The organism is Clostridium rhizosphaerae, assembly GCF_016765585.1.
In the GTDB taxonomy this organism is placed as follows: Bacteria; Bacillota; Clostridia; order Clostridiales; family Clostridiaceae; genus Clostridium_AT; species Clostridium_AT rhizosphaerae.
In genome coordinates this window covers 1-17116 of record NZ_JAESWC010000019.1, presented here as the reverse complement: position 1 = coordinate 17116, position 17116 = coordinate 1, and the positions used below count along the sequence as shown (strand labels likewise).

Genomic DNA, 17116 nt, shown 5'->3' with positions numbered 1-17116 from the left:
TAAATTTCGTATGACAAATTACTACACTAAATTTATTTTATAGGCTTTTTTGAAGCTGTTCCAGCTTTTCGAGGATAAACCTTAGGTGTTTCTTTTACCTTTTTTACTACTACTAAGTTATGATTTAAGTCAGTATTTTCAACCTCAACTTCAATAACCTTTTCAACTACACCACCCAACGTTGTAACAGCTTTTAGACCTTCTTTTATTTCTTCATCAACCGCAGGACCTTTCAATGCTATAAAATGACCGTTTACTTTTACATAAGGTATACATAATTCACTTAATACAGCCATATTAGCAACCGCTCTTGAAACTGCTGTATCAAAAGCTTCTCTATATTTTTTCTCCCGTGCAAAATCTTCTGCTCTTCCATGTATAGCAGTGACACCCTTTAATTGCAGCTTGTTTATTACCTCATTTAAAAAGTTAACCCTTTTATTTAATGAATCTAATAAAACAACTTCAATATCAGGATTTATTATTTTTATAGGTATTCCTGGGAATCCTGCACCAGTGCCTATATCAATAATTTTTTTAGAATTTTTAAGTTCTGAAGATCTAAATACCTTAATTGAATCTATAAAATGCTTTTTTATAAATTCTTCTTCTTCAGTTATGGCAGTAAGATTTATCTTTTCATTCCACTCAATTACAAGATCCTTATACTGCATTAACTTATTATACTTATCTTCATCAAATTCAAGACCTTCATTTGCACAAGCCTTATTTAATAATTCAAAGAACTTCATTATTTCACTTCTCCATCCTTCACATTTTGCTTTGCATATCCTTGCTCAAGATATATAAGTAACACAGAAATATCTGCTGGAGATACACCAGAAATTCTAGATGCTTGCCCTATACTAATAGGTAGTATTTGCTTTAGCTTTTGCCTAGCTTCAGTCCTTAAACCATAAACATTATCATAATTAATATCACCTGGCAAAAGTTTCTTTTCAAACTTCTTAAACTGTTCTACCTGGTCAAGCTGTTTTTCAATATACCCTTCATATTTAGCTATTATATTTACCTGCTCACGAATATCACTTCTTAAATAAGGTCTTTCATTATCTAAAGGTTCCACTAAAAAGTAATCTAATTCCGGTCTCTTAATTAATTCATATAAGCTTACAGGTTTTTTAAGTTCTGCAGAATTAATTGAGAGTAAGAATTCATTTATTTCCTTTTTATTAGTTATTTGAAGGTTTTTAATTCTTTCAAGCTCATCTTCTATGGCTTTTTTTCTTTCCAAGTAACTTTTATATCTTTTTTCAGTTACAAGTCCAACTCTATAGCCCATTTCTGTAAGCCTTAGGTCTGCATTATCCTGTCTTAGTAAAAGTCTATATTCAGAGCGTGAAGTCATCATTCTATATGGTTCTACAGTTCCCTTAGTAACTAAGTCATCAATCAATACGCCAATATAAGCATCACTTCTGCTTAATATTAAAGGATCTTGATTTTTCACCTTAAGTGCTGCATTTATTCCCGCAACAATACCTTGTGCAGCTGCTTCTTCATATCCTGAACTTCCATTCATTTGTCCACAGCTGAATAATCCCTCTATATTTTTAAGTTCAAGAGTTGTTTTAAGCTGCATAGGATCTAAACAATCATATTCTATTGCATATCCTGTTCTCATTATTTCTACATTTTCAAGTCCAACTATTGTTCTAAGCATTTTAAGCTGTACATCTTCAGGTAATGATGTAGACATCCCCTGAACATATAGTTCTTCTGTATCTTCACCCTCTGGCTCAATAAATACCTGGTGTTGAGTTTTTTGAGGAAATCTCATAACCTTATCTTCTATAGATGGACAATATCTTGGTCCAACTCCCTCAATCTCGCCATTATACATTGGAGAACGGTGTATATTTTCTCTTATTACATTATGAGTTTCATCATTTGTATAAGTTAAATAGCATGACATTTGTTCTCTTTCAATATTTTCATTTAAAAATGAAAATGGAACTACCCTATCATCTCCTGGCTGCTCAATCATTTTTGAAAAGTCTATAGATCTTCTATTAACTCTGACCGGAGTACCAGTTTTAAATCTCCTTAAGCTTATACCTAAGCGAACTAAGGATTCTGATAAATCATTTGCGGGGAAAAGACCATTTGGTCCGCTACTGTAATTTACATCCCCAATTATTACTCTACCTTTTAAATAAGTTCCTGTTGCTAAAATTATTGTTTTTGTAGGAAAATATGCCCCATTTTTAGTTTGTACTCCCTTAACAATTCCATCTTCTACATCTATATCAATAGCCTCAAGCTGTCTTAAATACAAATTTGGTTGTATCTCTAATACATGCTTCATTCTTGCCTGATATTTTCTTTTATCAGCCTGCACTCTTAAGGAATGAACAGCTGGTCCCTTAGAGGTATTTAACATTCTAGACTGGAGATAACTATGGTCAATATTTATACCCATTTCACCGCCTAAAGCATCAATTTCTCTAACCAAGTGTCCCTTAGAAGTTCCACCAATATTAGGATTACATGGCATTAAAGCTACACTGTCTAAGTTCATTGCTAGAACTAAAGTCTTACATCCCATTCTAGCTGCCGCAAGTCCTGCTTCACAGCCAGCATGACCGCCGCCTATAACTATAACATCAAATTCTTCTGCTATATATTTCATTATTTCTCCTTTCACTCGAAACACTGGGTAATCTAGAGCGCTCGTTGTCACTCGCAGATTACCCGTTGAAGTCCATTTAGGACTTCAACCTCCTTTCACTCGAAACACTGGGTAGTTTAAAATGCTCGTTCCCACTCGCAAACTACCCGTAAAAGGTCATTTAGACCTTTTACCTCCTTTTTAACCACTGATTATTTTCCAATACAAAACTCCGAAAATATTTTATCTATGATATCTTCCTCCAAGGTTTCTCCTGTAATCTCCCCAAGATTCATCCAAGCATTTCTAAGATCTATTGAAGCTAAGTCTATTGCAAAGGTATTTTTTAAAGCTTCAACTGCTGCTCTGCAGTTTTGTCTTGCATGAATTAAAGCCTGCTTATGTCTCGCATTTGTAATAACTGCATCCTTTGAAGTTATCTCTCCATTAAAGAAAAGCTTTTTAATAGCTTCTTTTAACTTCTCAATACCTTCACCTGTTACAGCGGATATCTCCATTATATACTGAAAGTTTAAATCTTTTAACATATTTTTATCTAATTTATTAGGTAAATCGCTTTTATTTAAAAGTACTATATATTTCTTATCTCTAATATAGTTAATTATCTCCAAATCTTCACTATCTAACTCTCTGCTCAAATCAAGCATTAGAATAATTAAGTCTGCATAATTAATTTTTTCTTTAGATTTTTCAACACCAATTTTTTCCACTATATCTTCAGTATCTCTTATTCCTGCAGTATCAATAATTTTAACTGGTACACCGTCTAAACTTATAAATTCCTCGATTACATCTCTAGTTGTACCTGGCACCTCAGTAACTATTGCTCTCTTTTCCATAAGAAGTGCATTTAATAACGATGACTTTCCTACATTTGGTTTCCCTACAATTACCGTATCAAGTCCCTCTCTTAATATTTTACCCTCATCAGCTGAACTTAATAGTTTATCAATTTCTTCTAGTACACTTCTCAACTGTGAACCAGTTATTTCTGATGTAGTTTCCTCTAAATCATCTTCTGGAAAGTCTACTGTAGCTTCAATATGAGCAATTATTCCTAACAATTTATGTCTTAAAGCCTTGATTTCCCGGGAAATCCTGCCCTCAGACTGAGCCAAGGCAGATTTCATACTAAGTTCTGTCTTTGCTCTTATTATATCTATAACGGCCTCTGCCTGGCTTAAATCAATTCTTCCATTTAGAAATGCTCTTTTTGTAAATTCACCAGGCTCCGCAAGTCTTACACCCTGCTTTATAACTTCTTCCAAAACTCTATTTGTAGCAATAACACCACCGTGACAGTTAATTTCTACCGTATCCTCTGCTGTAAAACTTTTAGGTCCCTTCATGAAACTTACTATAACTTCGTCAATAATCTCGTTATTTTCTTTATCTATGATATGGCCATATCTCATGGTATAGCTCTTGATGTCATTTAAATCTCTGCTGTTTTTTCCTTTAAATATATTTGCAACACTTTTTAATGCATCTTTTCCCGAAATTCTTATTATGGCAATACCGCCTTCTCCTAAACTTGTAGCTACTGCGGCAATTGTTTCAAATTCCTTCATTTGTTTTTGCCTCCTTGAGCATAAAATTAAAAAGAAAGCCCTTAGGCTTTCTTCAAATCAACAACAACTCTTCTATAGGGCTCTTCTCCCTCACTAAAGGTCTGAACATATCGATCATCCTGTAGAGCGGAATGAATTATTCTTCTTTCGTATGGATTCATAGGTTCAAGCTTAATAATTTTTCCGGTTCTTCTAACAGTACCTGCTACCTTAAAGGCAAGTCTTTTTAGAGTTTCTTCTCTTTTTAATCTATAATTTTCAGTATCTAAAACAACTCTCTTATAAGCTGTTTCATGTCCTTTATTCACAACCAAACTAACCAAGTATTGAAGTGAATCTAAGGTTTCGCCTCTGTATCCAATAAGTATACCCATATCAGGTCCTGTTAAAGATATTTTAATAGTGTCAGTTTCTTCTTTAATTTTAATCTCAGCTGTTATTCCCATATTATCTAAAATATCTCTTAAAAAGGTCTTAGCCTCATATATATAATCTCTTTTAACCTTAACTTTTATTCTGGCTGGTTTAGCTCCTATCAATTTAAATAAGCCTTTACTACCTTCTTCTAAAACTTCTACCTCTATTTTATCCTCTGTTACTTTTAGCTCATTTAAAGCATTTTTTATTGCATCATCAACAGTTTTACCAGTCATCTCTATAACTTTCATACCAAAGACACCCACCTTCCTACTTTAATTAGAAATATTAAGCCTCTTCCTTTTTTGCATGTATCTTTCTTACAAGTAAATTCTGACCAATTTGAATTAAACTATTAGTTACCCAGTAAACAACCAATGCAGCTGTAAAGTTCCATGCCATAAACAGCATCATTACAGACATACCAATATTCATAGTTCCCATTTGTTTAGCTTGAGCAGGATCCATTTGAACAGGCATAATAACGGATGATAAATATGTAGTTATTCCTGCTAATATAGGTAATATTTTAAGCTGATCAGGTGCAAATAAATTTTTTATCCATAAGAAAGATACAGTAATGTGCTGTCCCGTAACAGGATCTAAAGGCTGCATAGTTCTAAATACATAATATAAAGCCCAAAGTATTGGAAGCTGAATTATAAGTGGTAAACATCCACCCATTGGATTTACACCCTTTTCTTTATATAGCTTCATCATTTCCTGTTGAGATTTTTGCGGATCATTTTTATATTTTTCTTGTAATTTTTTAACCTCTGGCTGAACCTGCTGCATAGCAGCTTGAGATTTCATCTGCTTTAAATTTAATGGTAATAAAATTAATCTAATAATTATTGTAAAAAGTATTATAGATAATCCGTAATATGCACTTGGATTAGTTACCCCTATAAGCTTAATTAAGCTTTGAATAAATTCAAAAAACTTTGTTAGTCCTACGTTTATGAAATTCAAACTCCAAACCTCCTTGGATACTTATTAATCATTTTACAGGATCGTATCCACCTTTATTAAAAGGATTACACCTTAAAATTCTTTTAGCTGCCATGATACTTCCTTTTAAAGCTCCATACTTTTCTATAGCTTCAATAGCATACTCCGAACAAGTTGGATAAAACCTGCACCCAACTTCTCCCACTAAAAAAGGTGAAAAAATATAATAGAAGCCTCTTTTCAATGGTGAAAGAAACTTTCTATAAAACTTGATTATCACAATCAGTAGTTTTTTCATTAATTAATAAACCTGCCTTTTTAAACAGATTTGTAAGTGCCTTTTCAATATCATAATAATTTTTATCATTTGATGTAGTTCTAGCAATAAAGACCAAATCATATCCTTTTTTGACATTGTCTTTATTTAGTCTATAGCTTTCGCTGATAAGTCTTTTAACTTTGCTTCTAACTACACTCTTACCTACTTTTTTACTAACCGATATTCCCGCTCGGTTTATTTCCTTACGATTCTTCATTATATATAAAACTAATAATTGATTAGAAAAAGATTTGCCTTTTCTGTAAACAGTTCTAAACTCTATATTTTTTCTTAGTTTTTCTTCCTTAATAAAAGCATTCATAAAAGCATTTCGCTCCTTTTTCACTGCAATTACAGAAAAAGGCCACTAAAGCGGCCTTATGCTGTCAATCTTTTTCTACCTTTTGCTCTTCTTCTCTTAAGAACGTTTCTTCCACCTTGAGAAGCCATTCTTTTTCTGAATCCGTGCTCTTTTTTTCTTTGTTTCTTTTTTGGTTGGTAAGTCATAAACATCTGTGCTACACCCCCTTCTACTTATCAATAATGTATAGCAATTTTCTTACTACCTACATAAAACTTAAATTCAACCTGCCTGGCTATTCTAATTATAACCAAATCTCTAAACTTTAATAATACAGGTTAAAATTTAAAATTGAACATACTTTAAGTTTTACTATTAAATTATATATTTACAAGGTGTTAATGTCAAGAATAAGAGGATTGTTGATTATTTTTTATATTTCTACACATTTTTTGTGGATAACTTCTTGAATAGCCTCTGTAGTTTTGATATTATAGATAAAGGATTGTGAATAATTTTTAAATATGACAAGTTATCCACATCTGTTGATAACTTTGTGTATAACTTGTTCAATAATTGCAAATACAATGCGTAACAATGTTATATTTATAGATAAATAAGGCTTTTATTGATAGTTAATAATGTTAATATATAAATTTCTTCACATTGTTAATAACTTTTGTGCTTATAAAATATCCACAATATTATTGACATGTGAATATTTTTTTCAACATTTGTCTACAAATTAAAATAATCTTAGTTTTAGTTAATATAACATGTGGATTATTATTTTCCCGGTTAAAAAAATATTTTTTATGTTTGAACTGGAGGATAAAAAATGGATGGCGGACTAAAAGAACTATGGGAAAAAACGTTAAATATTATGAAGGGTGAACTTAGTGAAGTGAGTTTTAATACCTGGATTAAGAGTTCTATTCCCTTATCCCTGATTAACGATACCTTAAGACTTGGCGTACCAAATAACTTTACAAAAGAAATACTTGAAACAAGGTATAGAGACCTGCTTATTAATGCATTAAAGATTATCTCGCCTAGAAAATATAATATAGAATTTACCGTTGCTTCAGAAGAATCTGTTGATCTTGAAGAAAAAGCTATCAAAAAGACTCTTTCAAGTAATGTTGTAATAAGTGATGAAATGTCTGCTACCTTAAATCCAAAGTATACCTTTGATTCTTTCGTCATAGGTAATAGCAACCGGTTTGCTCATGCAGCTTCTTTAGCTGTTGCAGAATCTCCAGCAAAAGCATATAATCCTCTTTTTGTTTACGGAGGTGTTGGACTTGGAAAGACACACCTTATGCATGCTATCGGACACTATATATTAGAAAACAATCCTAAGTCAAAGGTTGTTTATGTGTCTTCAGAAAAGTTTACTAATGAACTGATTAATTCTATTAAAGATGATAAAAACGTTGAGTTTAGAAATAAATACAGAAATGTAGATGTTCTTTTGATAGATGATATTCAATTTATTGCTGGTAAAGATGCTACCCAACAGGAGTTTTTTCATACATTTAATGCTTTGCATGAAGCAAACAAGCAGATAATTTTATCCAGCGACAGGCCACCAAAAGAAATTCCCACATTAGAGGATAGGTTAAGATCCCGCTTTGAATGGGGACTTATAGCAGATATTCAGACTCCTGATTTTGAAACGAGAATTGCTATTTTAAAGAAAAAAGCGGATGTAGAAGGCTTAAATATTTCTAATGATGTCATGGTTTATATCGCAACCAAAATAAAGTCTAATATAAGAGAGCTTGAGGGAGCATTAATAAGAATAGTTGCTTACTCTTCTCTTACTAATAAAGAAATCACTGTAGATTTAGCAGCTGAAGCCTTAAAGGATATAATTTCAAACAAGCAAAGTAAGATTATAACTATAGATTCAATTCAGGATATAGTATCAAGCTACTATAATCTTAGAATAGAAGACTTCAAGTCTCAAAGAAGGACAAGAAATGTAGCTTTTCCTCGTCAAATTGCTATGTATCTTGCCAGAAAGCTTACAGATACTTCTTTACCTAAAATAGGAGAAGAGTTTGGCGGCAGAGATCATACAACAGTAATACATGCTTATGAGAAAATTTCAGAAAGTTTAAAGGAAGACGAAAACCTTCAGCAGGCTATAAATGAGCTTACTAAGAAAATACAGCAAAAATAACTAACAGGTTGTTATTAATTGTTTTATAACAACCTGTTGATAAAAAAATACTGATATTGTGCTTTATAACAATGTGGATAAGATTAAAATTATTGCTTTTACTTATCCACACTTATTTTTATGTAATTTATGAGTAGTTTCAATGCATGGGACCTGTTATCCACATACACACAGCCCCTACTACTACTGTTACTAAAATAATATATTTATCTAATCTATCTAAAGAAGATTCTATTGTGAATAAAAGGAGCGGATAAAATGAAATTTATATGTGAAAAAAGCAAACTACAGGAGGTTATATCAACAGCTCAAAAAGCCGTTACTGGAAAATCCACTATGACAATATTAGAAGGAATTCTTTTAATTGCTAGAAATGATGAATTAACCTTAATAGGATCCGATATTGACTTAAGCGTAGAAACTAAAATACAAGCAAATATTCTAGAGGAAGGCAGCATTGTTGTAGATTCAAAGCTTTTTGGGGAACTTATTAAAAAGCTTCCAAACTCAGAGGTTCAAGTTAATACTATTGAAAATAACTCTTTAGAAATACTTTGTGAAAAGTCAAAGGCAGTGCTTAAATACATGAATTCTGATGAATTTCCAATGCTTCCAAAGATTAATGAAAACATGCTTTTAACTATCCCTCAAAAGATTTTAAAAAATATGATAAAAGGAACAATTTTTGCTACAGCTCAAGATGAAATAAGGCCAATACTTACTGGAGTTAAGTTTGAAATTGATAATGGAAAGCTGAATTTGGTAGCACTTGATGGATTGAGACTTGCTTTAAGAAGTGAACCAGTAGAAAATGATAATACTATAAGTGCTGTAATTCCTGGAAAAACCTTAAGCGAAGTTTCAAAAATTCTTGAGGACTCAGAAGAAAATGTAAATATTACCTTCACACCTAATCATATTTTATTCAATCTTGGAAATACAAAAATTATATCAAGACTTTTAGAAGGCGAATTTATAAACTATAAATCCATTATTCCTGATGAATATAATTTAAAAATCACTTTAAAAAGAAATGAATTTTATGATTGTATAGAAAGAGCTTCCCTTATGGCAAAGGAAGGAAATACTAATCTAGTAAAGCTTGATATCCAAGACGACGTCATGATTATCACTTCCGATTCTCAATTGGGAAAAGCTCGTGAAGAACTTAATGTAATTATGCAAGGTGACCCTTTGAAAATTGCATTCAATGCAAGATTTGTTATAGATGTACTCAAAATCATGGATGAAGAAGAAATTATTCTTGAGCTTACAAGCAGTGTAAGTCCATGTATAGTTAGAAATAAAAATAAGGATAACTGCACATACTTAGTTCTTCCTGTAAGAGTTATGGGATATTAAATTAAAAATACAAACAATGGGAATACTAATAAATAATGTTTAAGGTATCTATACAGTATGAAAAGCAGCTGACTTAATTGCTTTTTATACTGTATAAATTTATGTTTAAAGATAATTAAAGTTAAAGGAGATAAGAAAAGCTTATGAAAGAGATAAAAATAGATACAGAATATATAAAGTTGGATGCATTCTTAAAATGGGCTGGAGCTGTAGGAATGGGTTCTGAGGCAAAAATAGTTGTTCAAAATGGTGAAGTAAAGTTAAACGGAAATATTGAAGTGCAGCGTGGTAAAAAATTAGTAAAAGGTGATATTATAGAATTTGATGGAGAAAGCTATAAAATAGTATAAAAATATATTTATTTTCTCTTCTTGCCATGATATTCACTTTTTATGCTATAATATAATAGGTGTTTTGTATGTATATAAAAAACTTACAGCTTATAAATTTTCGCAATTATGATGAATTAAATATTAGTCTTAATAGTGGAGTTAATGTTTTTATTGGAGATAATGCTCAAGGTAAAACAAATATTTTAGAGGCAATATATTACTCTAGTATTGCAAAATCACAAAGGACTAGTAGAGATAAAGAACTTATAAATTGGAATAAAGACGAAGCTTATGTTAAGGCTTATATTTCTAAAGAAAGATTAGACAAAAATATAGAAATAAAAATTTTTAAAGATGGAAAAAAGGGAATAAGAATAAACAGCATAAAAATCAATAAGATACAAGAGCTTATTGGTGTTTTTAATGTTGTTTTGTTCTCTCCAGAAGACTTAAAAATAGTAAAGGAATCTCCATCTTATAGACGAAAATTTATTGATATTGAACTTTGTAAGCTTAATTCCAAGTACTATTACAGTTTGGTTCAATATAATAAAGTTCTAAATGAAAGAAACTCACTTCTTAAAAAGTGGAATGAAAATATTGAAAGCATAATTGATATCTATGACAGTCAGCTTTCAAGGTTTGGAAGCTTTATCATTAAAGAAAGACTTAAATATTTAAATCTTTTAAATGAAAAAGGAAAAGCAATTCATAAAGAAATTACCTCAGCAATTGAAGACATAAGTTTTAAATATATAACAAGTATAAAAGATTTTGATAACATAGAAAAAAACTTGAATGAACTTTTAAAGAAAAACTTAAAGGGCGATATGGAGAAAAGAACTACCTCGCATGGACCTCATAGAGATGATTTTTTAATAAGTATAAATGGAATTGATACGAGAAGTTATGGTTCTCAAGGGCAGCAGAGAACTTCGGTGCTTACTATTAAGTTTTCTTCTCTTGAGATAATAAAAGAACAGACAGGAGAATATCCTGTGCTGCTTTTAGATGATGTATTATCAGAACTTGATTTAAGCAGACAAAAATATATTTTAAATTCTATAAACAATGTACAGACAATTGTTACTTGTACAGGAATAGAAAATATTAAAAATTATATAAGTGAAAATGCAAAGATATTTACAGTTCATGGAGGAAACATAATAAAAGAATACACTTTAAAAGAGTTTTAGTTATGCTTTGCTTTGATTATAGATTATGCTTTGAAAGGAGATTTTTTTATGTTTTTACATTTAGGAGAGAATGTAGTTGTCCCATTAAAAGATGTTATAGGTATATTTGATATGGAAACATCTACCTATAGTTCAGATACACTTCAATTTTTAAGAATGGCAGAGGAAGACGGCTTTGTAGAAAGAATTACAAATGAAAAACCTAAATCTTTTATAGTAGCTGAAGTTGATAAAAAAAGTAAAATATTTTTATCACCAATATCATCATCTACTTTAGGAAAAAGGACAGAAACTTTGTACGATGAAATATAACAGTGGGAGGTATTACAATGCCAGAAAATAAACAAAACTATGATGAAAGTCAGATCCAAGTTCTTGAGGGACTAGAAGCGGTTAGAAAGAGACCTGGGATGTATATAGGAAGTACAGGTCCTAGAGGGCTTCATCATTTAGTATATGAAATTGTTGATAACAGTATAGATGAAGCTATGATTGGAGTATGTAAGAATATAAATGTTTCTATTCATAAGGATAATGCAATAACTGTTATAGATGATGGTAGAGGTATGCCTGTAGGAATACATCCAAAGATGGGAATACCTACAGTTGAAGTTATAATGACTGTGCTTCATGCAGGCGGAAAATTTGGCGGTGGAGCTTACAAGGTTTCTGGAGGACTTCACGGGGTTGGTGCATCTGTTGTTAATGCTCTTTCAGAAGTTTGCGAAGTTACTGTTAAATCTGAAGGAGTTCTATGGAGACAGAGATATGAAAGAGGTAAAGCAGTTACTGGTCTAGATAAGGTTGGCGAGCTAGATGGACATGGTACAAAGGTATATTTTAAACCTGACCATGAAGTGTTTGAGGAATTGGATTATGACTATGATACATTAGCTCAAAGATTAAGAGAGTTAGCATTTTTAAATAAGGGTATAAGAATAACATTAGAAGATGAGCGAGAAGGCGGCAAGAAAGAGGAATTTTACTATGAAGGCGGTATAAAGTCCTTTGTTGAGTATCTAAATAGAAATAAAGAGACTCTTCATGAAAAGGTAATATACGTAGAAGGTAAAAAAGAAGATTATACAGTAGAGGTAGCTCTTCAATACAACGATACGTATAACGAGAATATTTTTTCTTTCGCAAATAACATTGATACAGTAGAAGGCGGTACACATATGATTGGCTTTAAAGCTGCCTTAACACGTGTATTTAATGATTATGGAAAGAAGTTTGGACATTTAAAAGAAAATGATAAAAACCTATCAGGTGATGATATTAGAGAAGGACTTACAGCAGTAATTTCTGTAAAGCTTACTGATCCTCAGTTTGAAGGACAAACAAAAACCAAGCTTGGAAACAGTGAAGTAAGAGGAATTGTTGATAATATAGTTGGAGAAGGAATATCTACTTTCCTTGAGGAAAATCCATCTGTTGGAAAGAATGTTATAGATAAGGCTCTTTTAGCTGCTAGAGCTAGAGATGCTGCTAGAAAAGCAAGAGAACTTACAAGAAAATCAGTACTGGAAAGAAGTGCACTTCCAGGAAAGTTAGCAGATTGTTCTTCAAAGGATCCTGAAGAATGTGAAATCTACATTGTAGAGGGTGACTCTGCAGGTGGAAGCGCTAAAGGAGGAAGAGATAGAAAGTTCCAGGCTATACTTCCTTTGCGTGGAAAAATAATGAATGTAGAAAAACAAAGATTAGATAAAATACTAAACTACCAAGAGATAAGATCTATGATTACAGCTTTTGGTGCAGGTATAGGTACAGATTTTGATGTTGAAAAGTTAAGATATAATAGAATTATAATAATGACAGATGCTGATGTAGATGGAGCGCATATTAGAACACTGCTTTTAACCTTCTTCTATAGGTATATGACAGACTTAATTGATAAGGGCCATGTATATGCAGCTCAGCCACCTCTTTTCAAAGTATCTAAAGGCAAAAAAGATTATTATGCTTATAGTGATAAAGAATTAGAGGCTATATTAGCTCAAATTGGCGGTAAGGATAATAATACTAATATACAGAGATACAAAGGTCTTGGAGAGATGGATGCAATTCAGCTTTGGGAAACCACTATGGATCCTGAAAAGAGGACTCTAGTTCAATTTACATTAGAGGATGCTATGGCTGCTGATGAAATTTTCACAATTCTCATGGGCGATAAGGTGGAACCAAGAAGACAGTTTATACAAGAAAATGCTAATAAGGTTGTTAATCTTGATGTTTAGTAAGGTTATTCACACAGTAAATGAGGTGTAGCAAATGGGAAATGAAGGTAACGTTATACAAGTCGATATAAAACAAGAAATGAAAAAATGTTATATAGATTATGCTATGAGTGTTATAGTAGGTCGTGCTCTTCCGGATGTAAGGGATGGGCTTAAGCCTGTACATAGAAGAATACTATACTCTATGCAAGAATTAGGAATTACTCCTGATAAAGGTTATAGAAAGTGCGCTAGAATCGTAGGAGACGTTTTAGGTAAGTACCATCCTCATGGCGATACTGCAGTTTATGATGCTTTAGTTAGAATGGCACAGGACTTTTCTATAAGATATCCTTTAGTAGATGGTCATGGAAACTTTGGTTCCGTGGATGGTGACGGGGCAGCTGCTATGCGTTATACAGAGGCTAGAATGAGCAAAATAACGCTAGAGCTATTAAGAGAAATAAATAAAAATACAGTAGACTTTATTCCAAACTTTGATGGTGAGGAACAGGAGCCTGTGGTACTTCCATCAAGATTTCCAAATCTTTTAGTAAGCGGTTCTTCTGGTATTGCTGTTGGTATGGCTACAAACATACCTCCACATAACTTAGGTGAAGTTATAAATGGAATAACTATGCTTATTGATAATCCAGAAGCTACGGTTTTGGAATTGATGACTGAGATAAAAGGTCCGGATTTTCCTACTGCGGGAATAATACTTGGAACTGCAGGAATTAGAGAGGCTTATGAAACTGGAAGAGGAAAAATTATAGTTAGAGCCAAAGCAACTATTGAAGAAGAAAAGGGAAGACAAAAGATTATAGTTACAGAGCTTCCATATCAAGTTAACAAAGCTAAGCTTGTTGAAAATATAGCAGACTTGGTAAGAGATAAAAAGATTGAAGGCATATCAGATCTAAGAGACGAATCTGACAGAGAGGGTATGCGTGTAGTAATTGAAACTAAAAAAGATGCTAATGCTAGTGTTATTTTGAATCAGCTATATAAACATACTAGTCTCCAAACTACATTTGGCGCTATTATGATAGCACTTGTAAATAATGAGCCTCAAACACTTAATTTGAAGCAAATATTAGTACATTATATAGATTTCCAAAAGGAAGTTATAAGAAGAAGAACTCAGTTTGAGTTAGATAAAGCACTTGCTAGAGCGCATATCTTAGAAGGATTAAGAATTGCTCTTGATCATATTGATGAGGTCATAGCTCTAATAAGATCTTCAAGAACTACAGAGGCAGCTAGAACAGGCCTCATGGAGAAATTTGGTCTTTCAGAAAAACAAGCTCAAGCAATATTGGATATGAGACTTCAAAGGCTTACAGGTCTAGAAAGACAAAAAATTGAAGATGAGTATAATGAGCTTATGAAAGATATAGCTCACTATAAAGAAATCTTAGCTAATGAAAGCTTAGTGTTAGACATTATAAAAAATGAGCTTTTAGAAATAAAAGCAAAATATTCTGATGAGAGAAGAACCGAAATTGAAAGAAATAACAATGAAATTGATATAGAAGATTTAATCCAAGAACAGGATGTTGTCGTAACATTAACTCATGCAGGATATATAAAGAGAATACCATCTGATACCTATACAGCTCAAAAAAGAGGAGGAAGAGGAATACAAGCTATGGCAACAAAAGAAGATGACTTTGTTGAACATATCTTTATTACATCTACTCATAATAATCTTTTATTCTTCACAAACCTTGGAAGAGTGTATAGATTAAAGGGATATGAACTTCCAGAAGCAGGAAGATCTGCAAAAGGAACTAATTTAGTTAATATTCTTCCTCTAAATCCTGGAGAAAAAATTCAAGCTGTTATGCCGGTTAAAGAATTCGAAGAGGATAAGTTCCTTATAATGGCTACTAGAGAAGGGCTTATAAAGAAAACAGACTTAACTCAATTCTCGTCAATAAGAAAGAATGGATTAGCAGCAATTAATTTACGAGAAGGCGATGAACTTATTGGAGTTAAGATGACTGACGGACAAAGTGAAATTTTAATTGTTACTCAGGATGGATACTCAATGAGGTTCAGCGAAACAGATGTAAGACCTATGGGAAGAACTGCTACTGGAGTTAAGGCCATAACTTTAAGAGAAGGCGACAGTGCTGTAAGTATGAATGTTATAGCAGAAAATGAAGATGTATTAATCGTAAGTGAAAATGGTTATGGTAAAAGAACAGGCATAGATGAATACTCTGCTCACAGAAGAGGGGGTAAGGGTATTATAACCTATAAGGTCTCTGAAAAGACAGGTAAAATAGTTGGAGCTAGAATCGTTAAAGACGGTGATGAAATAATGCTTATTAATACCAGTGGTGTAGCAATAAGATTAAATGCTTCCAACATATCAGTTACTGGAAGAAACACTATGGGTGTTACACTAATGAAGACTACTGAAGATGAGAAAGTTGTTGCACTTGCTAAAATTAATATGGATGAAGCGGTAGCACAGGAAGAAGTAAACGAAGATGAAAAACAAGAAGATTAATATTATATAATTTTAAAAAAGCCCTTAGGGGCTTTTTTTGTTGTTGAATATAAGTAGATTGCGAAATAAAGCTATCGTAGGCTGTGGTGTAAAGACCTTAGAGCCTAGCGTAGAAAATAATATTTTACTTTAGGATAACTTTGCGTATGTTCTAAGGCTTGCAATGCTGAAAAGCTAAGAGTCTCTAGGAATTCGCTTGACTTCTTGTTTATTTAATGGCTGCAGGATTCAAAATATCTTTAGTAAACTTAAAATACTTTTAGCTTGCTCAAAAGAGAGACTCTAAGCTTTCCAGCATTGCTTCACCAAGAACATGGGCAAAGTTATCAATCAAATTAAAATAATATTTTCTACACCTGCTCTCGGTCTTTACACCTAGCCTATGCATCTTATACGCAATTATAATTATATCTATACGACTTACTCAATGATTGTTTTATAATTAAAGCTTTTTAATATTTGGAGTTGTTTAATATTAGAGTTGATATAAGCATGTTCTTTAATATCGTATAAAGTAAATCTACTGCAAACCAGCATGGCTCAAGTAAATATTTAAATAGATATATATTTGAATATGTTTATAGGTTTATATTTAAATATATGAATGATAGAAAGGTAATTACTAAGATTATATATTATTTTCCACGCAAAGCCCTGCGGACTTTAAAGCAAAGCATACAAACATTTAGTTCGCAATTTTATTATATTTAGCATAAACTTTTCCTAGTGTATCCATATGCGTAAAATGAAAAAAAATAAAGTAAAAAATAGTATATGCAACATAATTTGATATAATAAGAAAATATGTAAAAGTCTAAGTAAATATTTTTGATAAAATAACACTTGTCGCTGCGATGCAGTGGCCACGATGAATTTCGTTGCAACATTTAAACTTCTTATCAATAATAAAAAGTTATTGACAATAAGAAGTTTAAATGATAAGATATAAAAGCTGTAACGAAGCAAAGCAAATTGGTCTTTGAAAATTAAACAGAGAAATTAAGGTAAATGACCAGCAATTCTTTTGAAGTTGTTTAGGCGACTTCGATAAAATAAGTAAGCGATGAGCTTAAGTTTTCAAACTTT

General features: G+C 32.0%; 15 protein-coding genes. 7 read left to right on the top strand and 8 right to left on the bottom strand.

The window, feature by feature from the left end:
• Positions 1-32: 32 nt before the first annotated feature.
• The 8 genes from rsmG to rpmH all read right to left on the bottom strand — a co-directional run bounded on the left by rsmG (position 33) and on the right by rpmH (position 6424).
• Complete coding sequence (rsmG, locus tag JK636_RS21990; RefSeq protein ID WP_202751145.1) at positions 33-752, bottom strand: 16S rRNA (guanine(527)-N(7))-methyltransferase RsmG; 720 nt, start codon at positions 750-752, stop codon at positions 33-35.
• Positions 752-2653, bottom strand: coding sequence for a tRNA uridine-5-carboxymethylaminomethyl(34) synthesis enzyme MnmG (gene mnmG / locus JK636_RS21985; protein WP_202751144.1), 1902 nt, complete (start codon positions 2651-2653; stop codon positions 752-754). The genes rsmG and mnmG overlap by 1 nt, the downstream gene beginning before the upstream one ends.
• Before the next feature lie 191 nt (positions 2654-2844).
• Positions 2845-4224 (bottom strand): tRNA uridine-5-carboxymethylaminomethyl(34) synthesis GTPase MnmE, encoded by a 1380-nt coding sequence (gene mnmE / locus JK636_RS21980; protein ID WP_202751143.1) that lies wholly within the window; start codon positions 4222-4224, stop codon positions 2845-2847.
• Between the two features lie 41 nt (positions 4225-4265).
• Positions 4266-4892, bottom strand: coding sequence for an RNA-binding cell elongation regulator Jag/EloR (gene jag, locus JK636_RS21975; RefSeq protein ID WP_202751142.1), 627 nt, complete (start codon positions 4890-4892; stop codon positions 4266-4268).
• 37 nt (positions 4893-4929) lie between these two features.
• A complete protein-coding gene (yidC, locus tag JK636_RS21970) occupies positions 4930-5613 on the bottom strand; it encodes a membrane protein insertase YidC (RefSeq protein WP_202751141.1) in 684 nt (227 codons plus the stop codon).
• 28 nt (positions 5614-5641) lie between these two features.
• Positions 5642-5890, bottom strand: coding sequence for a membrane protein insertion efficiency factor YidD (gene yidD, locus JK636_RS21965; protein ID WP_202751140.1), 249 nt, complete (start codon positions 5888-5890; stop codon positions 5642-5644).
• Positions 5853-6221, bottom strand: coding sequence for a ribonuclease P protein component (gene rnpA, locus JK636_RS21960; protein ID WP_202751185.1), 369 nt, complete (start codon positions 6219-6221; stop codon positions 5853-5855). Before rnpA ends, yidD begins: the two co-directional genes overlap by 38 nt.
• A gap of 68 nt (positions 6222-6289) precedes the next feature.
• A complete protein-coding gene (rpmH, locus tag JK636_RS21955; protein WP_034572126.1) occupies positions 6290-6424 on the bottom strand; it encodes a 50S ribosomal protein L34 in 135 nt (44 codons plus the stop codon).
• A gap of 626 nt (positions 6425-7050) precedes the next feature.
• Here rpmH and dnaA point away from each other — a divergent pair.
• From dnaA to gyrA, 7 genes are all read left to right on the top strand, one after another.
• Positions 7051-8400: a chromosomal replication initiator protein DnaA gene (gene dnaA / locus JK636_RS21950; protein ID WP_202751139.1), complete on the top strand. Its 1350-nt coding sequence runs from the start codon at positions 7051-7053 to the stop codon at positions 8398-8400.
• Between the two features lie 258 nt (positions 8401-8658).
• The gene (dnaN, locus tag JK636_RS21945) at positions 8659-9762 is read left to right on the top strand and encodes a DNA polymerase III subunit beta (protein ID WP_202751138.1); all 1104 of its coding nucleotides are present in this window, start codon (positions 8659-8661) and stop codon (positions 9760-9762) included.
• Between the two features lie 143 nt (positions 9763-9905).
• A complete protein-coding gene (locus JK636_RS21940) occupies positions 9906-10112 on the top strand; it encodes an RNA-binding S4 domain-containing protein (protein ID WP_202751137.1) in 207 nt (68 codons plus the stop codon).
• A gap of 68 nt (positions 10113-10180) precedes the next feature.
• Positions 10181-11290, top strand: a complete 1110-nt coding sequence (gene recF, locus JK636_RS21935) for a DNA replication/repair protein RecF (RefSeq protein ID WP_202751136.1) — start codon at positions 10181-10183, stop codon at positions 11288-11290.
• Between the two features lie 48 nt (positions 11291-11338).
• Positions 11339-11602 (top strand): extracellular matrix regulator RemB, encoded by a 264-nt coding sequence (remB, locus tag JK636_RS21930; RefSeq protein WP_202751135.1) that lies wholly within the window; start codon positions 11339-11341, stop codon positions 11600-11602.
• A 17-nt stretch (positions 11603-11619) separates the two neighbouring features.
• Positions 11620-13530, top strand: a complete 1911-nt coding sequence (gene gyrB, locus JK636_RS21925) for a DNA topoisomerase (ATP-hydrolyzing) subunit B (RefSeq protein ID WP_202751134.1) — start codon at positions 11620-11622, stop codon at positions 13528-13530.
• Between the two features lie 34 nt (positions 13531-13564).
• Positions 13565-16030, top strand: coding sequence for a DNA gyrase subunit A (gyrA, locus tag JK636_RS21920; protein ID WP_202751133.1), 2466 nt, complete (start codon positions 13565-13567; stop codon positions 16028-16030).
• Positions 16031-17116: the final 1086 nt, after the last annotated feature.